This window comes from Sphingorhabdus wooponensis, from assembly GCF_003933235.1.
Lineage (GTDB): Bacteria > Pseudomonadota > Alphaproteobacteria > Sphingomonadales > Sphingomonadaceae > Sphingorhabdus_B > Sphingorhabdus_B wooponensis.
Genome location: NZ_RWJI01000001.1, coordinates 976,671 through 1,003,451 on the forward strand (window position 1 = coordinate 976,671; position 26,781 = coordinate 1,003,451).

Genomic DNA, 26,781 nt, shown 5'->3' on the forward strand with positions numbered 1-26,781 from the left:
TAAGGCGCACGTCCGCTGCCCCAGGGGGACTTCCAATAACCGCAAGGCAGCCTTGTTGTTTCATGTTATCTTTTGGGGGTCCCTTGAATTGTACGAGAACACTGACGCACTTGCTGTAGTCCGCGCCCTCCGCCCGGACGAACCAATCACGCTACTTCGCCCACATGCTGCAGCACGCGCGGCCCGTTTCTTCGTTGAGAAGTTTCAGGGTAAGTCGCTATATGCGGTAAAAGCGAACCCATCACCTGCCCTTCTGGAAACCCTTTGGGAAGCGGGCATCACGCATTATGATGTGGCGTCCTTGGGGGAAGTTCGGCTGGTCCATAAATTCCTGCCAAAGGCAAAGCTTTGCTTCATGCATCCGGTGAAGAGCGAGCGTGCCATCGCGCAGGCCTATCACAACCATAATGTCCGTACCTTCAGCCTCGACAGCCGTGAAGAGCTGGATAAAATCGTGCGCGCCACCGATGGTGCGACAGATCTCGAATTGTGCGTGCGCATTCGGGTTTCTTCTGAACATGCAAAGTTGAGCCTTGCGTCAAAATTTGGCGCAGATCCATCAGAGGTGGCTGACCTGTTGGTTGCAACACGTCAGGTTGCCGACAGCCTTGGCATTTGCTTTCATGTTGGCAGTCAGGCTATGACCCCAGCAGCTTATGCTGAAGCCATGGAGCATGTCCGCGCTGCGATTGTAAAGGCATCGGTGACGGTTGACATCGTGGATGTAGGCGGTGGCTTTCCTTCCGTTTATCCTGGCATGGAGCCTCCGGCGCTGGATGGCTACTTCGATGTCATTCACGATTGCTTTGAAGATTTGCCAATCAGCTACTCCGCAGAGCTTTGGTGCGAACCTGGCCGTGCATTGTGCGCCGAATATGCATCTTTGCTCGTGAAGGTTGAGAAACGTCGCGGGAATGAGTTGTTTATCAACGACGGCGCTTATGGTTCGCTGTTCGACGCCGCCCATATCGGCTGGCGCTTCCCTGTGGCGCTTCAGCGGTCGGAAACCTCAATTGGTACCCAGATGGCTGAATTCAGCTTCTACGGGCCTACCTGCGACGATATGGACCATATGACGGGGCCCTTCATTCTTCCAGATGATGTTCAGGCTGGAGACTATATCGAAGTTGGCATGCTCGGCGCTTATGGCTGCGCCATGCGCACAGAGTTTAACGGCTTTGGCGAAACAGAAACGCTGGTTGTATCAGATCAGCCAATGGCAACGCTTTATGGCTGGGCTCCAGCCAATGATGAAGGCGTGAGGGCCACGCGTTCGCAAAGCTCAAAGATCTAAGTTACATTTGACAATTTGTCTGAGGTGCATCACCCTCTCCACCTAATGAATGGGAGGGTTTTTATATGAACACAGCTATTTTAGCGCCAGCAGCGGCATTGGTCCTGTGGTCTGTTTTCATGATGTATTGGCTCATGGCGGCGCGGCTGCCCGCAATGGCGAAAATCGGCGTGGATCTTGGTAAGGCTGCACCCGGCGGACGGGGACAAGACATTGATCCTAATTTGCCGCCGCCTGTCGCTTGGAAGTCGCATAATTATGCGCATCTCATGGAACAACCTACTGTGTTCTACGCCGCAGTCGTAATCCTAGCTATATCCGGCGGCGCAAGCGAAATTTCTGTTTATTTGGCGTGGGGATACACCGTTTTGCGGGTACTCCACAGTGTCTGGCAATCGACAGTAAATGTCGTCAGCGTCCGGTTTGTTTTGTTTCTGTTGTCATCATTATGTCTGACGGTTTTGGCCGTGCAGGCAGTGGTTGCGACAATTTAAGGGGGAGTAATATGGAAAGTAATATTTTAGGACCAGTCGTCGCGCTTGCGGCGTGGACAATGATTATCTGGATATGGATGTATGCCACACGCCTGCCAGCGATGGGCCGTGCAGGCATTGACGGAACCAAGATCATTGGCTCTTCCAGCGGTGCGTTGCGTGAGGCACTTATCGCCAAAGGCGAAGAAAAAGCGTCTTGGGTTGCAGATAATTACAATCACTTACATGAAGCACCTACCGTATTTTATGCAGTATGCTTGGTGCTGGCGATGATAGGGCAAGGCGACAATTTGAACGCGACTATAGCTTGGGCATATGTCGGACTTCGCGTAGCGCACAGCTTAGTTCAGATTTTTTCTAACCGCGTGATCATTCGCTTTGCTTTGTTTGCGCTGTCATCCATCGCACTCATGATCCTCGTGGCGCATTCCGTGATGTCGGTACTGCTCCACTAACGGCTAAAATGGCCGACTAGCTCGATATGGGTTGACCAGCGGAACTGCCCCACCGGCCAGATCCGCTGCAACCTGTATCCGGCAGCTACCAAAGTTTTTGCATCCCGCGCAAAGCTGGCGGGGTTACAGCTAACATAAGCTATATTTTGCACATTCGACGCGGCCAACTGCGCCACCTGCTCCTTTGCACCGGCGCGGGGTGGATCAAGCACGACTGATTGGAATTTGTTGAGTTCGTCCGCCGTGAGCGGTCGCCGGAAAAGATCACGATGCTCTGTAAATATAGTTCGGCCCGTAGGCCCTGCTGCTGCCTTAAGAGCGAGACTGGCCTGCAGATCAGCTTCACCTGCATAAACCTTACGACCTTGCCCCATCGATAAGGCGAAAGTTCCAGAGCCTGCAAACAAGTCCGCCACTAAAGTGTCGTTCCCAATAATGGAATTGACCGCATGCACCAACTCCGCCTCACCATCAACAGTGGCTTGCAGGAAGCCATAAGGCTGATAACCCACTGCAACACCGCTAAGCGTTACAGTAACGGGCTCTGGTTCAAAAAAAGGTACAGGACCATAGCCTTCATCTAGCGATAGGCGCGCGAGATTGTGGGTCTTTGCAAACTCTGACAATAACTCATGCGTATCTAGATCATTGGCGATCCAATTCTCAATTAGTACATCGACGCCCTGGTCAACCATCGCCAATTTTATCTGCACCTGACGAGCCCGATTGAGTCGTGGTTCGAGCAAACCGCGTATCGGTGCAAGCAAAGCAAATAGCTCCGGTGCCATAACCTCACACTGACGCAAATCGATGATACGGTGGCTTTTTTCGGTACTGAAACCCAGCTGGAAATGCTTGCCGGCCCAAGCCGAGCGCACTGCGATGCGGCGACGTGACATAGGCGGCGACAGATAAACAGGCATCAGTTCGCCGATGCTGACCTGTTGCGTCGCCAGGGCGTGCGTTACACGTTCGGCAATGAATAGCCGCTGGCTGTCTTCGTCCAGATGCTGCAACTGGCAACCACCACATAATGGAAAATGCTGGCATGGCGGCGCAACATGATGCGGACCATGGATTAAGCCGCCCGACGGATCGACAATGTCGCCCGGCGCAGCGAGCGCTACATAACGTCCGTTTGCCGTGACGCCATCACCGCGTGCGGCCACCCTAATTATTTCTTCTGTCAATTCCATACTGCCCCATGCCCGTGAAGGGGCAAGCAATCAACCGGCGACTTAAATATCAGCAAAAACGTGCGTTTCCTTGGCGCCACCGGGATGCGTGACCGCGCCTTTATAGGCGGGCCCCACATTTTGGGCATAACGCCAAATTGCACCGGACTGATAATCCGTCTCACGCGGCTTCCAGTTTTTACGACGTTCCTCAAGAACTTCTGCAGCAACATTCAGATCAATGACGCCTGTTTCGGCATTAATCATGATCTCGTCACCATCCTCTACCAATGCTATGGGACCGCCCAAAGCGGCCTCTGGTCCAACATGACCAATGCAGAAGCCACGCGTTGCGCCTGAGAAGCGGCCATCGGTAATAAGCGCAACCTTTTCGCCCATCCCCTGCCCGTAAAGCGCAGCCGTTGTCGATAGCATCTCGCGCATGCCTGGGCCGCCCCGTGGACCTTCATAGCGGATCACAATGACTGAACCTTCACGAATTTCGCGCGCCTCAACCGCGGCGAAGCAATCTTCTTCGCAATCGAATACCTGAGCTGGGCCAGTGAATATCAAACGGTCCATGCCCGCGACTTTCACGATTGCGCCTTCTGGAGCCAGCGTCCCGCGAAGTCCAACAACTCCGCCAGTCGGCGTTATGGGGGCGGTTGCAGGATAAATGACTTTTTGGTCGGGGTTCCACGTGATTTGGTCGATATTCTCGCCAAGTGTTTTACCCGTCACTGTCATACAGTCGCCAAATAACAAGCCTTCAGCCAGCAATGACTTCATGAGCATGTACACACCACCCGCATCATACATGTCACGCGCGACAAACTGACCACCGGGTTGGAGATCGGCCATATATGGGGTGGTCTTAAAGGCATCTGCCACATCAAATAGGTCAAAATCTATTCCAGCCTCATGCGCCATGGCAGGTAAATGTAATGCGCCGTTAGTAGATCCCCCTGTTGCGGCGACAATACGTGCAGCATTTACAAAGGCTTCACGCGTACATATGTCACGCGGCCTGATGTTACGTGCAAGCAATTCCATAACTTGAACGCCCGCGGCATGCGCGATTTGGTCGCGTGTCGAATATGGCGCAGGTGCCATGTTACTGTTGGGCAAAGAAAGGCCAATTGCCTCGCCAACGCAGGCCATAGTGTTCGCCGTATATTGACCACCACATGCGCCGTGGCCGGGGCACGCAACACGCTCAAGCTCTTCCAATTCCGATAGAGGACAAGCGCCTGCCGCATATTTGCCTACGATTTCGAACACGTCCTTAACGGTGACGTCTTTGTTATTGTGCCGTCCAGGAAGGATGGAGCCACCATACACAAAGATTGAAGGCACGTTTAAGCGCAACATAGCCATCATGATACCGGGCAGCGACTTGTCGCATCCGGCAAAGCCTACCAGCGCGTCATAGCAGTGGCCACGAACCGATAGCTCCACCGAGTCCGCAATAACTTCGCGACTGACGAGTGAAGATTTCATCCCCTGATGCCCCATGGCAATACCGTCCGTCACGGTAATGGTATTAAAACGGCGCGGCATACCACCGCCCTGCTCCACACCAACGCGTGCGATATCGGCTTGGGCATCGAGCGTCGTATTGCACGGGGCACTATCATTTCCGGCGGAGACCACGCCAACAAAAGGACGCGCAATTTCTTCGGCAGTAAGCCCCATTGCGTAATAATAGCTGCGATGCGGGGCGCGTTCCGGCCCTACAGACACATGGCGGCTTGGCAATTTGGACTTGTCGAATTGGTTTGGCATAATGACCTCCGTTAAGTGGAGCGCTTTAAGCCATTTTATATGGATAAGCCAAGCTGTTCCGAAACAAAATGGCACATATCTGCCAGTGTGCGTGCATATCTTGCTTGGCCATCGGGATGGCAGGATATGTCCTGCCGCATCTCGATACCAATATAGGCTATGTCATTGGCTTCGGCGTGGCGGTTCATCGTCGCGTTCAGCAGCTTGCCTGAATAAGGTAGTTGGTCGCCGACGGTATACCCTGCACTTTCAAGAAATGGGATTGCGAGTTTGGAGGCGGCTTCCTTATCATTATATAACACACCAACCTGCCATGGCCTTGCTTCATCTGGCTTGCTCTCCAATGCCGGCGTAAAGCTGTGGAGAGATAAGATAAGTTTTGGGCGATGTTGAGCCAGCAGCTCACTTAAATGGAAATGATAGGGCTTATGAAATCGTTCCAGCCGTGCTTCTTTTTCGTTTTCGCTGATCGCGTTGCCGGGAATGGGTAATCCATCACTTGCGCTAGGAATTGCTGAATCATCATACAAATCTCTATTCAAGTCGACAACCAGACGCGAATAACCGCCGAGAAATGCAGAGAAACCATCCTCGCGTGCAATTAAGCGCGCAACAGAGGCTACCCCGATATCCCATGCAATATGTGTGTTAAGGCAGGCTCGATCAATTCGAAGGTCGATATCGGAAGGAACATGATTTGAAGCATGGTCTCCAATGATAAGGAAACCGCCTTTGCGCGGCTTTCCAAATATTTCGAAGGGAGCATCCGTCATCGCAGCACACTGGCCATAGACCACCAATGCGGTTCCAGCCTTGCTCTTGCGGCCTCTAGTGATGTGACATCATCAAATAACGCAAAGCATGTTGCGCCAGACCCGGACATACGCACCATGGATGGCTCGGCCTGTGCAAGCTGGGTCAAAATGTCCGTAATGACGGGACATATCTTAGATGCTATCGGTTCAAGGTCGTTGCGCCCAGTAATTGTGGCATCCCACATATCGCCGCGACCAACTGCGCCGCCATCAATGCCGCCCCAAGCCTGAAATATTGCCGCTGTAGAAACAGATTGAAGGGGGTTTACCAGCAACAAATGTCGCGCGGGAACATTGCTATCATCCAAAAAGGCCAATGCCGTTCCGGTGCCACTACCAAAACTTGGGCGGCTGAACACGCAAGCGGGAATGTCTGCGCCTAACGGGGCAAGAATATCTGCCAGTTCTCGCTCGGAGGCACCCAGTGTCCAGAGCTTGTTAAGAAGCCTTGCAGTTGCCGCTGCGTCGGCCGACCCCCCGCCAATGCCCGAAGCAATTGGCAATCTTTTGTCGAGCCGAATTGCAGCTCCTTGCTTGACACCAAAATGCGCCTGTAACGACAAGGCCGCTTTCAGCACCAAATTGTTTTCATCGGCGTTTAGGTCGGCTCCAAAAGGGCCTACAATCTCCAAGCTCAGATCTTTTGCAGGGCGTGCGTTCAGAATATCGCCGTCTTGCGCAAAGGCGAACAGCGTTTCGATATCATGATAGCCATCATACCGCCGTTTACGAACGTGCAAGGCGAGATTAATCTTTGCAAAGGCTATTTCAGAATATTCCACGATTGCCCTTAACCCCGGGTGGCGAAGAAAGCGCCACCCCTATTACATATTGGGGTAATTAGGCCCACCGCCGCCCTCTGGCGTCACCCAATTGATATTCTGGTTCGGATCCTTGATGTCGCAAGTCTTACAATGGACGCAGTTCTGGGAGTTTATTTGATAGCGAGGATCTTTGCCTTCTTCCTCAATCCACTCATAGACACCTGCGGGGCAATAGCGTGTTGATGGACCCGCAAATTCCATAAATTCACTGTTCTTCTGAAGGTCCATATCTTTGACCTGCAAGTGAATGGGTTGGTCTTCGGCGTGGTTAGTGTTTGACAAGAAAACCGACGACAGGCGGTCAAAGCTGAACACACCGTCGGGCTTCGGATAATCAATGCGCTCGGCCTTGTTCTTCTTTTTAAGCGCGTTATGGTCTGGATGGTGTTTCATCGTAAATGGCATGCGAATTCCAAAATTCTCTAGCCACATGTTGACACCCGCAAGCGCGCTGCCCAGCAGGTTGCCGTATTTTTCTACTAACGGAAGGACGTTGCGGACCATTCGTAGTTCTTTGTAAATCCAGCTATTTTCATATGCCGTCTGGTACGAAGTGAGTGCGTCATGTTCACGTCCCGCAGCCAAGGCTTCAACGGCAGCTTCTGCTGCCAGCATTCCCGACTTCATAGCTGTATGCGTGCCCTTGATACGCGGTACGTTTACGAAACCTGCAGAACATCCAATCAATGCACCGCCGGGGAATGTAAGCTCAGGAACTGATTGCCAACCGCCATCGCTAATCGCGCGCGCTCCGTAGGAAACACGGCGACCGCCAGCGAGTATCTTCTTAACCTCTGGATGGGTTTTCCAACGCTGGAGTTCTTCAAATGGTGACAGATACGGATTTGAATAATTGAGCCACACAACAAAACCCAAGGCCACTTGGTTGTTCGCTTGGTGATAAAGGAAAGCGCCGCCATTGGCATCAGCCAAAGGCCAGCCTTGGCTATGAATGACGCGTCCTGCAGAATGTTGCTCCGGCGGAATGTCCCACAATTCCTTAAGACCGATACCGTAAACCTGCGGCTCGCAATTCTTGTCCAAGGCAAATTGTGGCTTAAGCAATTTGGTAAGATGGCCGCGCACACCTTCAGCAAAGAAGGTATATTTTGCGTGCAATTCCATGCCGCGCATATAATCGTCCTTGTGGCTACCATCGCGAGCAATGCCCATATCGCCCGTCGCAACGCCTCTTACTGAGCCATCGGCGTTGTAGAGAATTTCGGCAGCTGAAAAGCCCGGGAAAATTTCTACACCCAGATTTTCAGCCTGCCCCGCCAACCAGCGGCACACATTGCCGAGCGATGCAGTATATGTACCCTTATTGTGCATGAAACCGGGGGTTAGGAAATGCGGCATATTAAACTTGCCGGTCTTGGTCATGATCCAATGCTGATTGTCATTCACGGGTGTATCGGCCAGCGGGCAGCCCATGTTGCGCCAGTCAGGCAGCAGTTCATCAAGCGCCTTTGGATCAATAACCGCACCGGACAATATGTGCGCGCCTACCTCAGACCCTTTTTCAAGGACGCAGACGCTGGTGTCGGGGGATAGTTGTTTTATACGGATTGCGGCCGAAAGTCCCGCTGGCCCGGCGCCAACAATAACAACATCATAGGGCATCGACTCACGTTCACTCATTGCCTTTATCCTTTACCCGGCATATAATTCCAGCTGTCCCGTTATATGAACAGCCTGTGGGAATTGCCATGCCAAGCAATTGACCCTGTCGTCAACTGGTGACTGAAGGGATTTATGGAGGATAAGGGAAAAGTTACTGCTTTTGCAGTGTTTGAATCTTTATCTGGCTGGTGGGAGCTTGCCGGGGTTGATTCTGCTGTGCATGAAGATACGGTCGATTTGCTATCGCAAGAGACTATAGTAGCAACTTCAAAGGTTGCGGTTACTGCCCATTCAGAAAAAAAACTGGCGGAGATACCTGCGCCGATACCTGCTTCCCCAACAATTATTTGGCCTAACGATATTCTCGGCCTTCGCGATATGGTTACCAGTGGCGCTTCCCTACCCGGAAATGCTTATGGCCCCATTCGCTTCCCACCCGTTGGCCCGATGAGTTGCCAACTGATGATTATATCGGATTTACCCGACATAATAGCCGCGCCAGACACCACGATGCAATTGAATGCAGGCCTTCTGCATCGGATGCTTGCTGCGATCGGTATAGATATGGCAGATTGCTATTGCACATGGTTGGCGACGAGCGTCCCTTCAACAGGTGATGTTCCCGAAAACGATTTGGCCAATCTCGCGGCATTTATGCGACACCAGATTCAACTTATTCAGCCCAAATCGCTGGTTATACTCGGTTCTGCCGCATGCAATGCTCTGTTAGGCGAAGAACTGATACATGCACGGGCAAAGCTCCATAATATTAAATATGACGACATTAGCGTACCCACAATGGCGACATTCCATCCACGAACCCTTATTGCGCGGCCTGCCATGAAAAAGCTGGCTTGGATAGATTTGCAAATGTTTGCAAAGAAGGTGATGCAATGAACATAAGAGCACATAAGACGTATTGGCTTGCATTTGCCTTAGCTTGCACCCCCTTTGCGGCCGCTCAAGCGAATACCAGTGGCGGCTTTCGTATTGCTTTGCCGTCTCAGCCAGCCCCATCTGTTCTGAACGCTCAAGAGAAAATCGTTTTCAAAGCAATCTTCGACGCTATCCGTGCGGAGAAATGGGAGGATGCCGCAAAGATGATTGATGCGGCGCCCCAAGGTCCGATGTCCGCGATGGCGCGCGCGGAATTATATTTAGCACCAAACAGACCAAAGGTAGAGGCAGAGCAGTTGCAAGCCCTGCTTGAGGCAGCACCTTATTTGCCACAGGCTGAACAATTGGCAACTATGGCGCGCAAGCGGGGTTTGGAGATGCTTCCAGATCGGCCCGGCATTCGCCGTTTTTCATGGCTGGGTGGCGCGCCCAAAAGAGATTTACCCGCAAACAAGGCAAGCGATAGCATACGCGCCGAATTGCAGCTTTTTATTAAAAATGACCAACCTTTAGCCGCCGAACAATTTCTAGAAAGCAAGGCGTTGGAACTATCACCTGAGGCGCTCACGGAATTACGCTACCGTGTGGCATGGTCTTATTATATTGAAAATGACGATGTCTCCGCGAAGCGCGTTTCTGCTGCTGCACAAATTGCTGGCGGTGAATGGGGTACGCAGGCCAGTTGGGTACTTGGCCTCGCTTCATGGCGGCTCGGTGATTATGCTGGCGCTTATGACGCCTTTGATTTTGTTGCCCGCTTAGCGAACAACGCTGACTTAAAGGCAGCGGGCCTCTTCTGGGGTGCACGCGCAGCGATGGCAGCAAAACAGCCCCAGTTTGTTCAATCCAAGATGCAAAAAGCGGCGCAGTTATCGGAAACCTTTTATGGCTTGCTTGCTAGCGAGGCGCTTGGGATGGAGCCGATTGCGCGGAATATATCAAAAGTTATCCCGCTTGACTGGGCAAGTTTGAAAAACCAGCCGAACGCTGTCTTGGCTGTGTCACTTGCTGAAATTGGCCAGAATAAGTTGGCCGATACAGCATTGCGCCATCAAGCGAGAATCGGAGAGGCGCGACAACACAACAATCTCGCGCAATTGGCGGGCGCGTTGAACTTAGCTTCAACACAATTCTGGTTTGGTCATTATGGTCCATCACGTGACCAAAGCAACGCAACGGCACGTTATCCCCTGCCTAATTGGGAACCAACCGGTGGTTGGCGTGTTACGCCATCCTTAATCTATGCCCACACCTTGCAAGAATCCAATTTCCGTACCGACGTTATCAGCCCAGCAGGTGCGCGCGGTCTCATGCAAGTTCGTCCCGGAACGGCGCAGGACCTTGCGCGCGCGCGCGGTGCTTACTTCACGGCGTCCGAACTGGACCGTCCGGCTATCAATTTGGAATATGGGCAATCCTATTTGGAAAAGCTGCGGGACTTGCCCACAACAGGCGGACTACTTCCAAAAGTGATTGCCGCCTATAATGCAGGGCCAACTCCTGTGGCACGCTGGAACACCGAGATACGCGACAATGGCGATCCGTTATTGTTCATCGAATCTATCCCATTTTGGGAAACGCGTGGCTATGTGGCGATAATTTTACGGAATTATTGGATTTACGAGATGCGCGAAAACAGGGCTTCAGGAAGCTTGAGGGGGCTAGCCCAATATATGTGGCCGAGATTTCCCGATGTAAATGGCATAGTCACTGCGCGAAGGATGACAGGAGGCGTCGTTGCCGCTCGATGAAAATAGGACGTTCAAGCCGGTAAATATCGGGCTCTTAACGGTTTCCGACACCCGTGGTGTTGATAATGATACCAGCGGCGATATTCTGGCAGACCGGATCGCTGCAGCCGGACACAAAATTATTGATCGCGTCATTTTGCGTGACGACACCGCGTTAATTACAGCGCAATTGCATCACTGGATTGATGACAATAATATTGACGTGGTAATATCAACTGGGGGGACGGGCCTCACCGGGCGCGATGTTACACCTGAGGCGCTTAACCGCGTAAAGACCAAGGATATTCCTGGTTTTGGCGAACTGTTTCGCTGGTTAAGCTTCGCAAGTATTGGTACATCCACCATACAGTCGCGGGCATGTGCGGTATTGGCTGGTGGAACATATATCTTTGCCCTTCCCGGCTCAAATGGCGCCGTTAAAGACGGCTGGGACCAGATTTTGGTCCACCAACTCGACAGCCGCCATCGCCCCTGCAATTTTGTGGAACTGATGCCGCGTTTACGTGAATTATAGACTGATTGGGCGGCAAGCTCCGCCCAATCAGTCACAAGGACGCAGCTTGCGGCTCAACCCTCGAGAACAAAATCCTTAAACTGCGCACGAAGTGCAACCTTTTGGATTTTGCCTGTACCGGTGTGCGGCAATTCGTCGACAAACAGGACGCGGTCGGGCATCCACCATTTAACGATACGCTCGGCTAAATACGCCTTTACGGTTGCTTCGTCGACGTCTGCCCCGGGTTTTTTGACAGCGATTAGAACAGGCCGCTCATCCCATTTAGGATGCGGGATACCGATCGCGCCTGCCTCGGCAATTCCGGGGCAACCCACTGCGATATTTTCAAGCTCAACAGAACTAATCCACTCGCCGCCAGATTTGATAACATCTTTCACACGGTCAGTGATCTGCATTGTACCGTCTGGATGCAGTACAGATACATCTCCGGTATCAAACCACTGTTCCGCGTCCACTGCATCCGTATCAGCTTTGAAATAACGCTTAATGACCCAAGGCCCACGAATTTGAAGCGCGCCCGAAGTCACTCCATCGCGCGGTGCGACATTGCCATCCTTGTCTATCACGCGCAGTTCAACACCAAATGGCGTACGACCTTGTTTGCAAACAACGTCAATTTGTTGTTCCAGCGTCAAATCATCCCAATTGGGTGTTGGCGCGCCCATTGTCCCAATAGGTGATGTCTCAGTCATGCCCCATGCATGCGATACGCGCACACCAGCCTTCATCAAACGCTCGATCATAGCGCGCGGCGCAGCCGAACCGCCAATTGTAACCAAACGGAGCTTACCAAGCGTCGATTCACGTGCGGCCGCCGCTTCGGCATCTAGGTGCGCGAACATCGAGAGCCACACTGTAGGCACACCCGCGCTATGAGTTACGCCTTCCTGAAGCATCAGGCCGTGCAGAGTTGGGGCATCATTTGTTGTTGAAAACACAAATTTAACGCCTGCAGCCGCGCCTGCAAAGGGTAGACCCCAGCTTGCCGCATGAAACATCGGGACGATAGGCAACAGCACAGATTGCGGACTGAGATCGAAAATAGCGGGAGCTATTTCGGCCATCGCATGCAACATTGTCGAGCGATGTTGATACAAAACGCCTTTTGGATTGCCGGTTGTCCCGCTGGTGTAACACAACATACATGCGTCGCGTTCATCGCCAGTTGCCCATTCATAATTGCCATCTTGGGCCGCAATAAAAGCGCCATAGCTCTCGTCGCGATCAAATATCACATAATGCTCAACTGTCTTCAGATGTGGCTTCAACCGGTCGATAATGGGCTGAAACATGGCGTCGTACATCAACACCTTATCTTCAGCATGGTTCATGATGTAGATTAGGTCTTCATCAAACAGCCGCACGTTCACCGTGTGAATGACACCGCCAAAGCCAATGGCGCCATACCAAGCCGCCAAGTGCCTATGATGGTTCATTGCAAAGGTCGCAATGCGATCCCCTTTTTGCAGGCCAAGTCCAGCAAAAGCTTGCGCCAATTTGCGCGCTTCTGTGGCTACACCGGACCAATTTGTGCGTTCAATGCTGCCGTCGGTCCAACGCGTCATGATCTCACGCGTACCATGTTCGCGCGCCGCATAGTCAATCAAACGTGGAACCCGGAGGTCCCAATCCTGCATGGTATTGTGCATCAAAATCTCTCCCTCTTACCCCGCCGCAAGATACTGCAGACGCAATTTCTGTCTACGATTTTCGCAGTTCAGCGCACCAATGCCAAAACAGGGCCCAATGGTGCAAGCTCTACATTTTCAATACCGTCAATAAGCCGCACTTGGTCAGCCAAAGATGCATCAATCTGGAAACGACGACCAAGGCTAATATGCACCCAGCGTTCATTGGCAGCGCGGGTTTTGATAACCAATTCGCTTCGGCCGCCATCTAATGGTGCCACGATCTTTGCGAGCTGCGATATGGCTGCTTCATGCGTCACATCCAACTGCATTTTTAGACGCGACACGCTGGTTAAACCAGAGAGGGCTTTGGCGCTTTTCACTGTAAAGCTGGGTGTTTCATCGCCGGGGCGCATGTCCATCTCACAATGCAGCAAAAGGCACTCCGCGTCTTTTGCCCACTCGGCAAGTTGTAAACCCACTGTCTCGTCGAAACATCGCACAGAAAACTGACCGCTATTGTCCGAGAAATCTGCAACCATAAAGCGCTTACCCTTGCGGGATTCGCGCCAGCGGACGCCTTCAATCAATGCGGACATAGTTGCGGATCGGCGGACGCCCTCGGGTATCGGACCGCTGTCGAGCCACACCGCATAAGGCTTTGCACCGTGGCTACTGGCCAGCGCATCATATTGGGAGCAAGGATGTGCCGAAAAGTAGAAGCCAAAAGCGTCTTTTTCCTGGTTCATTTGTTCGGCAGGTGCCCAATGCAGACTGCTATCAATCCTGAGCGCCGCCATGTCCGATCCGCCTTCTCCAAAAAGGCCGCCCTGTCCGCTTTCACGTGAATCACGAGCAGATTGCGCAGCTGCCAAAAGCGTTTCAGCCGCAGCATGGACCGCACCACGGTTTGGTTCCAGTGAATCAAATGCACCTGCAGCGGCGAGATTTTCAAGGCTTCTGCGATTAATCTGGCCTGGATCAACCCGGTTGGCAAAGTCATCAAGACTTTTAAATAAACCCGCCGCTGCACGCTCTTCGACTAATATTTCCATCGCGCCTTCGCCGACATTTTTAATGCCGCCCAAAGCATAACGCACGGCATGTTCGCCATACGCATTAGTCTCTACGGTAAATTCAGCTTCGCTCTGGTTGATGTCCGGCTGCAAGCAGGTGATATCAAGCCTGCGCATATCATCGATGAAGGTTGCAAGCTTATCGGTCTGGTGCATGTCGAAGCACATGGACGCGGCAAAGAATTCCTCGGGATGATGTGTTTTTAGCCAAGCCGTTTGATACGCTAGCACAGCGTAAGCGGCTGCATGGCTCTTGTTAAAACCATAGCCAGCAAATTTGTCAATTAAGTCAAACAGTTCATTGGCGCGATTAGGGGTGATGGCGTGCGTGGCACAGCCCGTAACAAAACGCTCGCGCTGGGCATCCATTTCAGCTTGAATCTTCTTACCCATAGCACGGCGCAGCAAATCTGCTTCCCCGAGACTATAGCCTGCCAAAATCTGCGCGGCTTGCATAACTTGCTCCTGATAAACGAATATCCCGTAGGTTTCGTTCAACACAGGTTCCAGCAATGGGTGCGGATATTCAATGCTCTCTTCGCCATTTTTGCGACGGCCAAACATGGGGATATTGTCCATTGGGCCAGGGCGATATAGCGACACGAGTGCGATAATGTCCCCAAAGTTTGTTGGCTTCACAGCAGCCAGCGTGCGGCGCATACCTTCGGATTCCAACTGGAATACGCCAACCGTGTCGCCACGTTGCAGCAATTCATATACCGCCGGATCATCATGCGGCAGCAAGTCGAGATTGATCTCCACGCCACGTTTGGCCAGCATTTGGCTGCCTTTTTGCAGGACCGATAATGTCTTCAATCCCAAAAAGTCGAACTTAACAAGGCCAGCACTTTCAACATATTTCATGTCGAATTGTGTAACGGGCATGTCCGAACGCGGATCGCGATATAAAGGCGCCAATTCCGACAATTCCCGGTCGCCAATTACGACACCGGCGGCATGGGTCGAACTGTGGCGTGGCAAGCCCTCCAGCTTCATCGCAAGGTCGAATAGGCGCTTCACCTGCGCATCGCGCCGATATTCTTCCCGCAACTCCGCCACGCCAGACAAGGCGCGCTTCAAATCCCATGGGTCAGTGGGCAGATTTGGCACTTGCTTACACAACCGGTCCACTTGGCCGTAGCTCATCTGCAGCACGCGCCCAGTGTCGCGCAAAACCGCGCGTGCCTTCAGCTTTCCAAAAGTAATAATTTGCGCCACTTGGCGTGCACCGTATTTTTTCTGCACATAACGAATGACTTCGCCACGGCGCGTTTCGCAAAAATCGATATCGAAGTCAGGCATCGACACACGGTCAGGATTTAGGAAACGTTCGAAAAGCAAGCCTAGCTTGATGGGATCTAGGTCGGTAATTGTTAGTGCCCAAGCGACCAGCGAACCTGCACCCGACCCACGGCCTGGGCCAACGGCAATGTCCTGTTCCTTCGCCCATTTGATAAAGTCGGCAACGATCAGGAAGTAGCCGGGAAAACCCATGGCGCAGATAACGTCTGATTCAAACTTAAGTCGGTCAAAATAGACTTGTCGCTCGGCAGGATCCGTTATGCCTGCAATCTCAAGGCGCTTTTCGAGGCCAAGACGCGCATCTTCCCGCAACTGCGTATCTTCTGCGGTTCTGTCGCCGGCGAGGCTTGGTAAGATGGGGTTCCGATATGGCGCGAGTGCTGCGCAGCGTTGGGCGACAACAAGCGTATTGGCCAATGCTTCGGGGACATCGGCGAACAGCTCGTGCATTTGCTTGCCTGTTTTAATCCAAGTGTCACGGCTGCTCCTGCGGCGGTCTGCGCTTTCGATATAGGCGCCGTCCGAAATACACAGCATGGCGTCATGCGCGTCGAAGAAGTCAGGCTCGGCAAAAAAAGCAGGATTCGTGGCTACCAGAGGAATGTCGCGGGCATATGCAAGGTCAATAAGCGCCTCTTCAGCCGCTTCTTCAACTGCGTCGTTACGCCTGCTGAGTTCGATATACAAACGGTCGGAAAACAGCGCCTGAAGACGTGTCAGGTAGCTGGATGCGGCATCATTCTGCCCGGCACTTAAAAGCTGCGCCAACGCACCCTCTGCCCCCCCGGTGAGCGCGATCAGCCCGTCTTTATGGTCCGCAAGCTGCTCCAGCGTCACATGCGCGTCAATATCCTCTGGTCGGTCCAAATGCGCCATGGAAACCAAGCGGCACAGATTGTGATAACCACTGTCGTCTTGTGCAAATAAGGGCAACCAGTCGCGGATGAATTTGCCGTCGCTTGTCGGTCGCCTTATCCCAAGCAACGCGCCGATGATCGGCTGAACACCAAAAGATTTTGCGCCGTCCTGAAAGGGCATGACGCCATAAAGGCCATTACGATCACAAATTGAGATAGCGGGAAAGCCAAGCTTCTTTGCCGTCTCACCAATGGCCTTTGGTTCAATCGCGCCTTCCAATATGGTGTATGCGGAATACACGCGGAGGGGGACGAAGGGTACATAAGCCATGCCCCATCGTTAGAACACGCGCCTGATTCGACAAGGTTTGTTTTTGGCTAAGCTGTGGACAATCAAGCCGCCGCGGCGAGCAATGTTTCAATGTCCTTGGCCAGCGCCTCTGGCTTTACCTGTGGGCCATGACGGGCCACAACATTCCCTTTGCGGTCCACAAGGAATTTGGTGAAGTTCCACTTGATGCCGCGCGAGCCCAAGAGGCCAGCCTGCTGCTGCTTCAGATAATGCCACAACGGATCTTCGTCCGTTCCGTTCACATCGATTTTAGCGGCCAATGGAAATGACACATCATAAGTCAGAGAACAGAAATTCTGAATTTCCTGCGCGTCGCCCGGTTCTTGCGCACCGAACTGGTTGCATGGGAAAGCAAGGATTTCGAGACCTTGGTCCTTATACTTGCGATATAGCGCCTCTAGGCCCTTATATTGCGGGGTGAAGCCACATTTGGATGCCGTGTTTACCACGAGCAACACTTTGCCCTGATGCGCGGCCAGCGCTTCGGTGCCGCCACCAGGCATTTTTACTGTGAAATCATAGACTGACATTTAGTGTCCCCTATTATTATCCGAGCTTACCATCATGCAAGCGCACGACGCGATCCATCTTTGCTGCCAATCGCTCATTATGCGTGGCAACAATGGCTGACGATCCCTCTTCACGTACCAGCGCCATAAATTCACCCAACACAATATCGGCCGTATGCTCGTCCAGATTGCCGCTTGGCTCATCGGCTAGCACCAGCTTTGGCCGGTTCGCCAATGCCCGGGCGACGGCCACGCGCTGTTGCTCACCACCCGACAGTTTTGAAGGCCTATGGTGGAGCCGTTCAGACAGGCCTAACTGCGTGAGCAAATAGGTCGCACGATCATGCGCAACATCGGGTGCGGCATCCGCAATCAACTGCGGCAAAATGACATTTTCCAATGCGTCAAAGTCGGGCAATAAATGGTGAAATTGATATACAAAGCCCAGCTTTTGTCTGCGAATTTCGGTTTGTCGGTCAACACCGGCGGCGCTAACTTCTTCGCCATCGAGTTTAATGGATCCTGAAAAGCTACCTTCCAAAAGGCCTATTGCCTGCAGCATGGTCGATTTGCCGGAACCCGATGGGCCAAGCAACGCCACCAACTCACCTTTGCCGACTACAAGGTCAACGCCGCGCAGTACTTGTATCGTGACATCGCCTTGCACAAATTTGCGGCGGACATCGATAAGTTCCAAGATATTATTCATAACGCAGCACCTGAACGGGGTCCGTACTTGCTGCCTTGAGCGCCGGGTATAAGGTTGCAAGGAAACTGAACAGCAAAGCCAGACCGCATATCGCTAGCACTTCGAACGGGTCAGTGCGCGACGGCAGCTCGGTCAAGAATCGGATAGATGGGTCCCACAAATTCTGGCCGGTCACAAATTGAATGAAGTTCACCACCGATTGCCGGAAATACAGAAATATCGCGCCTAATATCATACCAAGTATTATCCCCGAAGAACCAATCAGTAAGCCGACAGTCATGAAAATCTTCAGCAGCGATTTGCGCGAAGCGCCCATGGTCCGCAATATAGCAATGTCGCGGGTTTTGGCGCGCACCAGCATGATGAGTGAGGACAAGATGTTGAACACCGCGACCAACACAATAATCGACAGGACGACAAACATCGCGACGCGTTCGACCGCCAAAGCCTCAAATAAAGACGCATTCATGCTTTTCCAGTCGACAATCTGCCCCTTATTCTCAAGCTTCGGCAGTAAGGGCGCGAGGATTTCATTCACCTTGTCGGGGTTTTCGGTCTTGATCTCGATCATCCCGATTTCATCGCCCATCAGCATCAAGACTTGCGCGCGTTCGATGGGCATGATGACAAACGCTTTGTCATAATCATACACCCCCACTTCAAAGATCGCTGCAACCTCATAGGATATTTCACGCGGGACGGTGCCAAATGGCGTCGTTCGACCAGCTGGGTTGATGATCGTGACGCTCTGACCGACCTGTATGCCAAGATTCTGGGCAAGCCGTGATCCAATGGCCACCTTGTCTTCATTGGGGTTTAACCGACGCAAATCGCCGGCAACGGTCCTGCCCTTCAGCGTGTCGTTTTTTAAAATATCATTGACCGACATGCCACGCGCCAAAATAGCCTCGACGCGGCCATTGAAGGTCGTCAACAACGGTTGCTCAATTAATGCCGTTGCATCTGTGACCCCGTCTGTCTGCTTCACTTCGGTCAGAATTTGACGCCAATCTTGCAAGCGACCGCCATAGCCTTGAACAACTGCATGGCCGTTCAAGCCAACGATTTTATCAAATAATTCGGCGCGAAATCCATTCATCACGCTCATCACAATGATCAATGCAGCAACACCTAAAGCAACAGCGACCAGGCTGATGCTAGCCACGAGGAAAATGAAGCCTTCGCCCTTCCCCGGAAGCAGATATCGGCGTGCGACCATGCGTTCATATCGCGACAATATCATGTGCGGACACTCATCCATAATTTCTGCATAGATTGTTCTTAGGTTCCGCCATGAAGACTGGCAAGTATTGTTGCAGGCGTGCAACAGCATTTGAAAATAAGAAGATAGGCTTAGGGTTCCATTTGCAAAGCCAATCGCAAAAGCAGATGTAGATTTGGAATACATCGTTAGCTCAATAAGGCCGATGGTTCAGGGAGAAAATCAGACCTGTCGGTGGGGACCGGCAGAGGACTGAAAACCAACCATGCGCTGATAAAGCTGCATAGCGAGGCCGTTCGGACATTCCGGGCGGCCTTGTTTTTGAAGCAGTCGATTTTTTGCTCTTGTATTTTTTTCGGGCCATCCCATCTTGCCAGTCGGAGGCCACAAGGCTCCAAAACGAACATGCTGGCCGCTGCATCAGCGGGGTTGGCGACGAACCAAATTGCTTGATGGAGAATTTGTAATGACACGTTTTGATTTTACACCTTATCGCCGGAACACTGTTGGCTTTGACCGCCTATTTGAGCTGCTCGAAACCACGGGACGTGCCGCACAAAATGAAAACTACCCCCCATTCAATATCGAACGCACCGGTGAAAATGACTATAAGGTCACTGTCGCCGTGGCTGGATTCAAGATGGATGAAATTGATATCGTTGCGCAGCAAAATTTGCTGATTGTCACCGGCAGCAAGCAAGGCGAAAGCAATGATAATCGTGATTTCCTGCACATGGGCATCGCAAACCGGAACTTCGAACGCCGCTTTCAACTTGCCGACCATATTCATGTCACCGACGCAGACATGGCCGACGGCCTTTTGATCATCAACCTCGTGCGTGAAGTGCCTGAAGCGTTAAAACCGCGCAAAATTGCGATTGGTGCGAATTTAACGCCAACGGTGATTGAGCATGATGCTGCGCCCAAGAAAAAAGGGCCGCAAGCGGTTTAAGCATTAGAAGATGGGGCGGCAGGAGAAAGCAGCCGCCCCGTCTCTCTTATACCAATCGGCTTTGCTGCAGCGCTGCCTTCACAAAGCTGGCGAACAAGGGGTGCGGCGCAAATGGTCGTGATTTCAATTCCGGATGGAACTGCACGCCGATAAACCAAGGATGGTCTGGACGTTCGACAATCTCGGGCAATTCGCCATCGGGCGACATTCCACTGAACACCAATCCGCCTTGTTCGAGCGCGTCCTTATAATGGACGTTCACCTCATAACGATGGCGATGCCGCTCGGATATGTTTTTGCTACCGTAAATCGACGCAACATGGCTGTTTCCATCTAGAACGGCATCATAAGCACCAAGCCGCATCGTGCCGCCCATATCGCCGCCGGTCTCACGCTTTTGAATACCCTCTTCGCTCATCCACTCGGTGATAATGCCAACGATAGGCTCATTTGTGGGGCCAAATTCTGTGCTTGATGCGCCTGATAGTCCTGCGGTGTTCCGCGCGCCTTCGATACATGCCATTTGCATGCCCAAGCAAATGCCGAAAAATGGTACATGGCGTTCACGTGCAAATTTGACGGCTGCAATCTTACCTTCGGAACCGCGCTCACCAAATCCGCCGGGGACCAAAATGGCGTTCATGGGCTCAAGCGCCGTCGCAATGTCCTCTTCGGATTGCTCGAACAATTCGGCATCAATCCATTTGATATTAACCTTCACGCGGTTCGACAGTCCGCCATGCGTTAAAGCTTCGTTGAGTGATTTATAGGCATCGGCAAGGCCGACATATTTGCCGACAACGCCAATGGTCACCTCGCCTTCCGGGTTGGACTGCCGGTCGATGATATCGTCCCAACGGCCTAGATCAGGCTCGCCTTCCGATTCAAGGCCAAATGCCCGCAACACTTCGTTATCAAGCCCTTCGGCATGATATTGCAGGGGCACGGCATAAATGCTCTTTGCGTCCAACGCAGGGATAACTGCCTCTTTGCGTACGTTGCAAAAGGCCGCAATCTTGGCGCGCTCAGTTTCCGGCAAAGGATGTTCGCAACGGCACAGCAGGACATCGGGTTGAATACCCAAGGATGTCAATTCACGCACACTATGTTGCGTGGGCTTCGTCTTCAATTCGCCAGCAGCAGCGATGTAAGGGACCAAGGTCACATGGACCGATAAGGTGAGTTCGCGGCCCAACTCGTTGCGCAACTGACGAATGGCCTCAATAAACGGCAGCGATTCGATGTCACCAACGGTCCCGCCGATTTCGCACAGAACAAAATCCAAATCCTGGGTCTCGGCCTTCGCAAATTCCTTAATGGCGTCGGTAACGTGCGGGATGACCTGCACAGTTGCACCAAGATAATCGCCGCGACGTTCTTTTTGGATAATCGTCTGATAAATCCGGCCAGAGGTAATATTGTCTGATTGCCGGGCGGAAACGCCGGTAAAGCGTTCATAATGACCAAGATCGAGGTCGGTTTCGGCCCCGTCATCCGTCACATAGACTTCGCCATGTTGATAAGGCGACATCGTGCCTGGATCAACGTTAAGATAAGGGTCGAACTTCCGGATGCGGACGCGGTAGCCACGCGCTTGCAAAAGGGCAGCAAGCGATGCTGCCATAAGACCTTTGCCAAGCGAGGAGACCACGCCACCGGTGATAAAAATGAACCGTGTCATGGGAGAAAAGGCCTAAGCTATCTTTTCACCAAAACACAAGCGCACGAATCCGCCTGATGAAAATTAAACTGTGTAAAAAGATTTTTTCGAGGGCCGCGATTATTTGTCGAGCGGAACTTCGGTTGCAGGTGCAGGTGTCGCTGCCGCTGGCGCAGTCGTTACTGGGGCGGTTGGCGCCACAGGCACTTCTGTGCGTTGCAAGCTATTGTCGATTTCGCCGCTATTGCCTTTTTTCGCTGCAACAAAGGCCAAGGATATAGAAAGAATGATGAACAAGGTCGCCAATATCGTGGTCGTGCGCGTCAAAAAGTCGGCTGCACCGCGCGCAGACATCAGGCCCGATGGGCTTCCTCCCATGCCCAAGCCGCCACCTTCGGAGCGCTGCATCAAGATGATGCCAACGAGCGAAGCTGCGATAATGGCTTGAACGACGATGAGAAAATGAAAAATGCCCATGAGAGATATTCCGAATATAAAAGGCAATATGCCAATGATTATTGCGCCCACATAGCGAGCGCATCCATATTCTTCAATGCTATTCGCCGCAGGCTTGGGCTGCAACCAATATTGGTTGGAATTTAGCCGCCGTCAGACTCGCACCGCCAATCAACCCGCCATCCACATTTGGCACCGCCAAAAGCTGTGCGGCATTATCACCATTCATCGAGCCGCCATATAAAATACGGATCTTTTCACCTTCTGGGCCATAACGCGCCACTAACGCAGCGCGAATGGCAGCATGCATATCTGCAACATCGGAAGGTTCGGCAACGCGGCCGGTGCCAATGGCCCATACAGGTTCATAGGCGACGCTGAGCCAAGCACCTGCAGCGGCCTCCGGTAAGGAATGGGCGACTTGGCCGAGGACAATGTCCAACGCCTTACCCGCTTCACGTTCCTCCAATGTTTCGCCTACGCACAATATGGCTTGCAAACCAGCTGCCTTCGCCGCTTCGGCTTTGGCGCGGATATCGGCGTCGCGCTCATGCTGAGCCGCACGACGTTCGCTATGGCCAATGATGGTCAATACAGCGCCTGCATCGGACAACATGTCCGCTGAAACACAGCCCATATGTGCCCCTGCCCTTTGCATGTGGCAATCCTGCCCACCGATGGGAAACGCACCAACGGCGGTAACGGCACGCGTGATAAGCGTGGCTGGCACACATAAAGCTGAATCCACCAATGTGTAAAGTTGCGCCACAGCAGAAATGGCTGCGATTTCGTCCAAATCATTGGACGTGCCATTCATTTTCCAATTCCCGACGATAAACTTGCGCATCAGACACCTCAAAATTTCATAGGCTACGAATCTGTATGGGCTATCCATGCTTTCCGCCCTTTGGGCAAGTCTATCCCTTGATTGCCAGCGGTATGCCGCCTAAAGCGTCTCGCAAAGGCCACTTAGCGCCGCATAGGCAGGAAATAGCAGTTCATGATTAGCTCCATCCGTTCTCTCATTAATTCAAAATTCGGTGCGATTTTCGCGCTTTTATTCATTGGATTAATCGCCATTGCCTTTGCCCTTGGTGATGTCAGCGGTTCTGGCAATTTTGGTGGCCTAAGCGGTGGTAACGTTGCCAGTGTAGGAAATAAAAACATCACCTTAAGTGAACTGAATGACTCGCTTGAGCGTGAATTGCGGGCTGAACGTCAAAACAATCCAACACTAGATATGAGCCAATTTGTGGATGGCGGCGGTCTTGATTCCACGCTTGAACAGTTGATCAATCGCTATGCGATCACAGTTTTTGGCGAGAAACATGGCGTCGCGGTGAGCAAGCGTCTGGTAGACTCCGAAATACGCAAAATTCCTCGGGCTATGGGACTTGATGGCAAATTTAGTGCTGACGCGTTTCGCGCTTTTGCCCAACAAATCGGTGTCAGTGAAAAAGCAATTCGCGACGATTTGACCCAAAATTTGTTTGCGCAACAGATTTTACCAGCCGCGGCCAGCGGACCAACTGCGCCTGACGGCATGGCCTTGCCTTATGCGTCGTTGATGTTGGAACAGCGCACGGGACAAATTGCGTCCATCCCAGCCACAGCATTTTTGCCCACACGCGCACCAAGCGAGTCTGTTCTCGCTAAGTTTTACAGCGAAAATGCCGCAAAATTCATCATCCCTGAAAAGCGGGCTGTGAGCTATGCCATTTTTGGGCGTGATATCATTGCCCAACGCGCGAAGCCAAATGATGCGGATATCGCAGCTTATTATAAAGCAAATGCAGCCCAATTCGCTGCATCACAAACGCGGAACATCAGCCAAGTCATTGTACCAACTGAGGCAGCTGCAAAATCCGTCGTGGCCCAAGTCGCCGCGGGCAAGTCGCTTTCCGCGGTTGCGAATGGTCTGGGTCTATCGGTAACGACAACGGCAAATGTTAGCAAAGAAAGCCTAACAAGCTCCAGTACGCCAGCCGTGGCCAATTCGGTTTTCGCCGCGGCACAGGGCAGCGTTGCCAAGCCTGCACGTGGTAAGCTGGGCTGGGCCGTGATCCGCGTCGATGCCATCAACAATGTTGCGGCAAAGTCACTCACGGCAGCGCGCGCCGATATTGAGAAAGAATTACTCAAAACGCGCAGCGAAGAAATGCTGACCGAAATGACGGCAGAAATTGAAGATGCGTTTGCAGACGGCGCAACGATTTCCGACGTGGCGAAGCAAAATGGTTTAACGGTCAATACTTCGCCAAAGTTACTCGCAACCGGACAGGACATTAGCAATCCTTCTTATAAACCTATTCCGGAAATGGCAGCCATCTTGCCCGCAGCTTTCCAAATGGAAACCAGTGGTGAGGCGCAATTGATTGAGCTGGTCCCTGGCGAGAAATTTGCGATGATTGCCATTGCCGATTTCGAAGAAGCCGCGCCACCCCCTTTGAATGACGTGCGCAGCATAGTGCAGCAGCAATGGGCCTTGTCAGAAGGCGCAAAGGCCGCACGTTCTGCGGCGGATGCCCTGCGTAAGGCCGTGGATGCTGGTCAGCCGCTACAAACGGCGCTGGCAGCCGCAGGTATCAAAGGCGCGCAGATTGAACGGCTCAGCGGAACCCGCGCAGATATTTCACGTGAAGGTCAACCAGTTCCCCCGCCATTGTCGATGATGTTCGCCATGAAAAAGGGAACTGCTAAAATTCTTGCCGCGAGCGGAGATCGCGGATGGTATCTCGTGCACCTAACCGACGTTATCAAAGGTGATGCACGCGGTAATGTGCCCATGCTGATAGCACGCAAACAAGAGCTAACGGGCATATTACAACAAGAATATGCCGCGCAGATGATCGTATCAGCCGCGAAAGATGCCGGCGTTGAAAAAAATGAAGGCGGTATAGAAGAACTCCGCACCCGCCTGACTAGCCGTGACGGAAACTAAGCCGCAGCTCATCTGGCGAAAGCGCATTGCTGACACCGAAACACCGGTGTCGGCTGCGCTGAAGTTGTTTGAGGCAGAGCGCGGCGATTTCATTCTGGAATCAGTCGAAGGCGGCGAAACGCGCGGTCGCCATAGTCTAATTGGCATTGCTCCCGACCTTGTGTTTCGCGCCGCTGGCAACAAGGCCGAAATCAACACCCAATGGATGGCCGATCGGGAGGCGTTTCTGCCCACTCCGCTCCCCTCACTCGATGCCTTGCGGGCCTTGGCAGCGGAATGCCGGATGGACGTCCCCGAAGAACTACCGCCTGCCCTCGCCTGTCTTGTCGGCTATTTCGGTTATGAAACTATTGGTCTGGTTGAAAAACTGCCGCGTGCGCCACAATCGGTTTTGGAATTACCGGACATGCTGTTTGTACGGCCAACCGTCATTCTTTTGTTCGATCGTTTGAAGGACGAAATGTTCCTTGTTTCGCCTGTCTGGACAGGACTGGCGGATACCCAAGCTGTTGCGCGGGCACATGAACGTCTGGATGATGCTGAACGATTGCTCGATGCAGGGCATGCTCCCCAAGTGGAACCTGCGGTGCAGAACGATGGACAAGAGCTGAAGCTGCAGCCCGTCCTGCCTGCTGGCCGTTATGGCGATATGGTCGCTTCCGCCAAAGATTATATACAAGCAGGCGACATTTTTCAGGTGGTGCTTGCGCAGCGGTTCACCGCGCCCTTTAATCTGCCACCCGTCTATCTCTATCGCGCATTACGGCGGATAAATCCTTCGCCATTTTTGTATTTCATCGACCTTCCGGGTTTTGCACTTATCGGCTCGAGCCCGGAAATATTGGTGCGTGCGCGCGGCGGAGAAGTAACGATCCGGCCCATTGCGGGAACACGGCCGCGCGGCAAAACCGGCCTGGAAGATGCGGAAAATAAGGCGTCCTTGCTGGCCGATCCTAAAGAACGCGCAGAGCATCTGATGCTACTCGACCTTGGACGAAACGATGTTGGTCGCGTGACCAAGGGCGGCAGCGTGACCGTCACTGACAGTTATATGGTCGAATTTTACAGCCATGTGATGCACATTGTGTCCAATGTCGTTGGCGAATTGGCGGAAGATAAAGATGCAATTGATGCCTTATTCGCTGGCTTTCCGGCTGGCACGGTGTCCGGTGCACCCAAGGTCCGTGCTTGCGAAATCATTGCCGAGCTGGAGCCGGAAACCCGTGGTGCATATGCTGGCGGTGTTGGTTATTTCTCGCCCAATGGTGACATGGACAGTTGTATCGTCCTGCGCACTGCCGTGGTCAAAGATGGCATAATGCATGTGCAGGCTGGTGCTGGCATTGTCGCCGACAGCAATCCCGAATATGAACAACGCGAATGTGAGGCGAAGGCCGGTGCGCTAATTGCCGCCGCGCGCGAGGCCATTCGTGTGGCGGGTGAGGCGAAGTTTGGGCAATAGCTTGACGTTCACGTAAACGCCGCTA

22 protein-coding genes are annotated in these 26,781 nt (G+C 52.6%); 9 read left to right on the forward strand and 13 right to left on the reverse strand.

Going from position 1 to position 26,781, the window contains the following annotated elements:
- Window positions 1-88: 88 nt before the first annotated feature.
- The 3 genes from D7D48_RS04885 to D7D48_RS04895 all read left to right on the forward strand — a co-directional run bounded on the left by D7D48_RS04885 (window position 89) and on the right by D7D48_RS04895 (window position 2,243).
- On the forward strand, window positions 89-1,294 hold the full coding sequence (locus tag D7D48_RS04885) for a type III PLP-dependent enzyme (protein WP_125230221.1): 1,206 nt from the start codon (window positions 89-91) through the stop codon (window positions 1,292-1,294).
- A 65-nt stretch (window positions 1,295-1,359) separates the two neighbouring features.
- Window positions 1,360-1,788: an MAPEG family protein gene (locus D7D48_RS04890; RefSeq protein ID WP_125230222.1), complete on the forward strand. Its 429-nt coding sequence runs from the start codon at window positions 1,360-1,362 to the stop codon at window positions 1,786-1,788.
- Window positions 1,789-1,799: 11 nt separating this feature from the next.
- Window positions 1,800-2,243 (forward strand): MAPEG family protein, encoded by a 444-nt coding sequence (locus D7D48_RS04895; RefSeq protein WP_125230223.1) that lies wholly within the window; start codon window positions 1,800-1,802, stop codon window positions 2,241-2,243.
- Here the strand turns inward: D7D48_RS04895 and D7D48_RS04900 are convergent.
- The 5 genes from D7D48_RS04900 to D7D48_RS04920 are packed head-to-tail and all read right to left on the reverse strand — an operon-like array spanning window position 2,240 to window position 8,483.
- The gene (locus D7D48_RS04900; protein WP_125230224.1) at window positions 2,240-3,439 is read right to left on the reverse strand and encodes a class I SAM-dependent RNA methyltransferase; all 1,200 of its coding nucleotides are present in this window, start codon (window positions 3,437-3,439) and stop codon (window positions 2,240-2,242) included. The two genes, D7D48_RS04895 and D7D48_RS04900, sit on opposite strands and share 4 nt — an antisense overlap.
- A 42-nt stretch (window positions 3,440-3,481) precedes the next feature.
- Entirely contained in the window at window positions 3,482-5,203 is a 1,722-nt protein-coding gene (gene ilvD, locus D7D48_RS04905; protein ID WP_125230225.1) for a dihydroxy-acid dehydratase, read from the reverse strand.
- A gap of 35 nt (window positions 5,204-5,238) precedes the next feature.
- The gene (locus tag D7D48_RS04910; RefSeq protein ID WP_125230226.1) at window positions 5,239-5,976 is read right to left on the reverse strand and encodes an N-formylglutamate amidohydrolase; all 738 of its coding nucleotides are present in this window, start codon (window positions 5,974-5,976) and stop codon (window positions 5,239-5,241) included.
- Window positions 5,973-6,800 (reverse strand): 4-(cytidine 5'-diphospho)-2-C-methyl-D-erythritol kinase, encoded by an 828-nt coding sequence (locus D7D48_RS04915; protein ID WP_245964336.1) that lies wholly within the window; start codon window positions 6,798-6,800, stop codon window positions 5,973-5,975. Before D7D48_RS04915 ends, D7D48_RS04910 begins: the two co-directional genes overlap by 4 nt.
- 42 nt (window positions 6,801-6,842) lie before the next feature.
- Window positions 6,843-8,483, reverse strand: coding sequence for an electron transfer flavoprotein-ubiquinone oxidoreductase (locus D7D48_RS04920; protein WP_125230228.1), 1,641 nt, complete (start codon window positions 8,481-8,483; stop codon window positions 6,843-6,845).
- 114 nt (window positions 8,484-8,597) lie between these two features.
- Here D7D48_RS04920 and D7D48_RS04925 point away from each other — a divergent pair, with 114 nt between their 5' ends.
- Genes D7D48_RS04925 through moaB form a run of 3 tightly spaced genes read left to right on the forward strand, consistent with a single transcriptional unit; the run spans window position 8,598 to window position 11,627 of the window.
- The gene (locus D7D48_RS04925; protein ID WP_125230229.1) at window positions 8,598-9,362 is read left to right on the forward strand and encodes a uracil-DNA glycosylase family protein; all 765 of its coding nucleotides are present in this window, start codon (window positions 8,598-8,600) and stop codon (window positions 9,360-9,362) included.
- Entirely contained in the window at window positions 9,359-11,113 is a 1,755-nt protein-coding gene (locus tag D7D48_RS04930; protein WP_125230230.1) for a lytic transglycosylase domain-containing protein, read from the forward strand. Before D7D48_RS04925 ends, D7D48_RS04930 begins: the two co-directional genes overlap by 4 nt.
- Window positions 11,100-11,627 (forward strand): molybdenum cofactor biosynthesis protein B, encoded by a 528-nt coding sequence (gene moaB / locus D7D48_RS04935; protein WP_125230231.1) that lies wholly within the window; start codon window positions 11,100-11,102, stop codon window positions 11,625-11,627. Before D7D48_RS04930 ends, moaB begins: the two co-directional genes overlap by 14 nt.
- 53 nt (window positions 11,628-11,680) lie before the next feature.
- On the opposite strand, the gene D7D48_RS04940 is transcribed toward moaB, so the two are convergent.
- From D7D48_RS04940 to D7D48_RS04960, 5 genes are all read right to left on the reverse strand, one after another.
- Window positions 11,681-13,279 (reverse strand): long-chain fatty acid--CoA ligase, encoded by a 1,599-nt coding sequence (locus tag D7D48_RS04940; RefSeq protein ID WP_125230232.1) that lies wholly within the window; start codon window positions 13,277-13,279, stop codon window positions 11,681-11,683.
- A gap of 68 nt (window positions 13,280-13,347) precedes the next feature.
- Window positions 13,348-16,824, reverse strand: coding sequence for a DNA polymerase III subunit alpha (dnaE, locus tag D7D48_RS04945; RefSeq protein WP_125230233.1), 3,477 nt, complete (start codon window positions 16,822-16,824; stop codon window positions 13,348-13,350).
- Between the two features lie 62 nt (window positions 16,825-16,886).
- Window positions 16,887-17,375, reverse strand: a complete 489-nt coding sequence (locus D7D48_RS04950; RefSeq protein WP_125230234.1) for a glutathione peroxidase — start codon at window positions 17,373-17,375, stop codon at window positions 16,887-16,889.
- Between the two features lie 16 nt (window positions 17,376-17,391).
- Window positions 17,392-18,063 carry an ABC transporter ATP-binding protein gene (locus D7D48_RS04955; protein ID WP_125230235.1) on the reverse strand — a complete coding sequence of 224 codons (672 nt, stop codon included), beginning with the start codon at window positions 18,061-18,063 and terminating at the stop codon, window positions 17,392-17,394.
- Entirely contained in the window at window positions 18,056-19,306 is a 1,251-nt protein-coding gene (locus tag D7D48_RS04960; protein ID WP_125230236.1) for a lipoprotein-releasing ABC transporter permease subunit, read from the reverse strand. The genes D7D48_RS04955 and D7D48_RS04960 overlap by 8 nt, the downstream gene beginning before the upstream one ends.
- Before the next feature lie 445 nt (window positions 19,307-19,751).
- Between D7D48_RS04960 and D7D48_RS04965 the strand changes: the two genes are divergently transcribed.
- Window positions 19,752-20,237 (forward strand): Hsp20 family protein, encoded by a 486-nt coding sequence (locus D7D48_RS04965; RefSeq protein WP_125230237.1) that lies wholly within the window; start codon window positions 19,752-19,754, stop codon window positions 20,235-20,237.
- A 46-nt stretch (window positions 20,238-20,283) separates the two neighbouring features.
- Here D7D48_RS04965 and D7D48_RS04970 read toward each other — a convergent pair whose 3' ends face one another.
- The 3 genes from D7D48_RS04970 to tpiA form a co-directional block, all read right to left on the reverse strand.
- Window positions 20,284-21,918, reverse strand: coding sequence for a CTP synthase (locus D7D48_RS04970; protein WP_125230238.1), 1,635 nt, complete (start codon window positions 21,916-21,918; stop codon window positions 20,284-20,286).
- Window positions 21,919-22,017: 99 nt separating this feature from the next.
- Window positions 22,018-22,368, reverse strand: coding sequence for a preprotein translocase subunit SecG (gene secG / locus D7D48_RS04975; RefSeq protein ID WP_125230882.1), 351 nt, complete (start codon window positions 22,366-22,368; stop codon window positions 22,018-22,020).
- A gap of 85 nt (window positions 22,369-22,453) precedes the next feature.
- Window positions 22,454-23,200, reverse strand: coding sequence for a triose-phosphate isomerase (tpiA, locus tag D7D48_RS04980; RefSeq protein WP_125230239.1), 747 nt, complete (start codon window positions 23,198-23,200; stop codon window positions 22,454-22,456).
- A 153-nt stretch (window positions 23,201-23,353) separates the two neighbouring features.
- Here tpiA and D7D48_RS04985 point away from each other — a divergent pair, with 153 nt between their 5' ends.
- Window positions 23,354-25,294 (forward strand): peptidylprolyl isomerase, encoded by a 1,941-nt coding sequence (locus D7D48_RS04985; protein WP_125230240.1) that lies wholly within the window; start codon window positions 23,354-23,356, stop codon window positions 25,292-25,294.
- Window positions 25,281-26,756 carry an anthranilate synthase component I family protein gene (locus D7D48_RS04990; protein WP_125230241.1) on the forward strand — a complete coding sequence of 492 codons (1,476 nt, stop codon included), beginning with the start codon at window positions 25,281-25,283 and terminating at the stop codon, window positions 26,754-26,756. The genes D7D48_RS04985 and D7D48_RS04990 overlap by 14 nt, the downstream gene beginning before the upstream one ends.
- Window positions 26,757-26,781 lie beyond the last annotated feature (25 nt).

Excerpts from the sequence above, each read along its gene's own strand:
- D7D48_RS04890 (WP_125230222.1), top strand. The coding sequence starts at position 1,360 with ATGAACACAGCTATTTTAGCGCCAGCAGCGGCATTGGTCCTGTGGTCT.
- D7D48_RS04895 (WP_125230223.1), top strand. The coding sequence starts at position 1,800 with ATGGAAAGTAATATTTTAGGACCAGTCGTCGCGCTTGCGGCGTGGACA.
- D7D48_RS04900 (WP_125230224.1), bottom strand. The coding sequence starts at position 3,439 with ATGGAATTGACAGAAGAAATAATTAGGGTGGCCGCACGCGGTGATGGC.
- ilvD (WP_125230225.1), bottom strand. The coding sequence starts at position 5,203 with ATGCCAAACCAATTCGACAAGTCCAAATTGCCAAGCCGCCATGTGTCT.
- D7D48_RS04910 (WP_125230226.1), bottom strand. The coding sequence starts at position 5,976 with ATGACGGATGCTCCCTTCGAAATATTTGGAAAGCCGCGCAAAGGCGGT.
- D7D48_RS04920 (WP_125230228.1), bottom strand. The coding sequence starts at position 8,483 with ATGAGTGAACGTGAGTCGATGCCCTATGATGTTGTTATTGTTGGCGCC.
- D7D48_RS04925 (WP_125230229.1), top strand. The coding sequence starts at position 8,598 with ATGGAGGATAAGGGAAAAGTTACTGCTTTTGCAGTGTTTGAATCTTTA.
- D7D48_RS04930 (WP_125230230.1), top strand. The coding sequence starts at position 9,359 with ATGAACATAAGAGCACATAAGACGTATTGGCTTGCATTTGCCTTAGCT.
- D7D48_RS04940 (WP_125230232.1), bottom strand. The coding sequence starts at position 13,279 with ATGCACAATACCATGCAGGATTGGGACCTCCGGGTTCCACGTTTGATT.
- dnaE (WP_125230233.1), bottom strand. The coding sequence starts at position 16,824 with ATGGCTTATGTACCCTTCGTCCCCCTCCGCGTGTATTCCGCATACACC.
- D7D48_RS04950 (WP_125230234.1), bottom strand. The coding sequence starts at position 17,375 with ATGTCAGTCTATGATTTCACAGTAAAAATGCCTGGTGGCGGCACCGAA.
- D7D48_RS04955 (WP_125230235.1), bottom strand. The coding sequence starts at position 18,063 with ATGAATAATATCTTGGAACTTATCGATGTCCGCCGCAAATTTGTGCAA.
- D7D48_RS04960 (WP_125230236.1), bottom strand. The coding sequence starts at position 19,306 with ATGATATTGTCGCGATATGAACGCATGGTCGCACGCCGATATCTGCTT.
- D7D48_RS04965 (WP_125230237.1), top strand. The coding sequence starts at position 19,752 with ATGACACGTTTTGATTTTACACCTTATCGCCGGAACACTGTTGGCTTT.
- D7D48_RS04970 (WP_125230238.1), bottom strand. The coding sequence starts at position 21,918 with ATGACACGGTTCATTTTTATCACCGGTGGCGTGGTCTCCTCGCTTGGC.
- tpiA (WP_125230239.1), bottom strand. The coding sequence starts at position 23,200 with ATGCGCAAGTTTATCGTCGGGAATTGGAAAATGAATGGCACGTCCAAT.
- D7D48_RS04985 (WP_125230240.1), top strand. The coding sequence starts at position 23,354 with ATGATTAGCTCCATCCGTTCTCTCATTAATTCAAAATTCGGTGCGATT.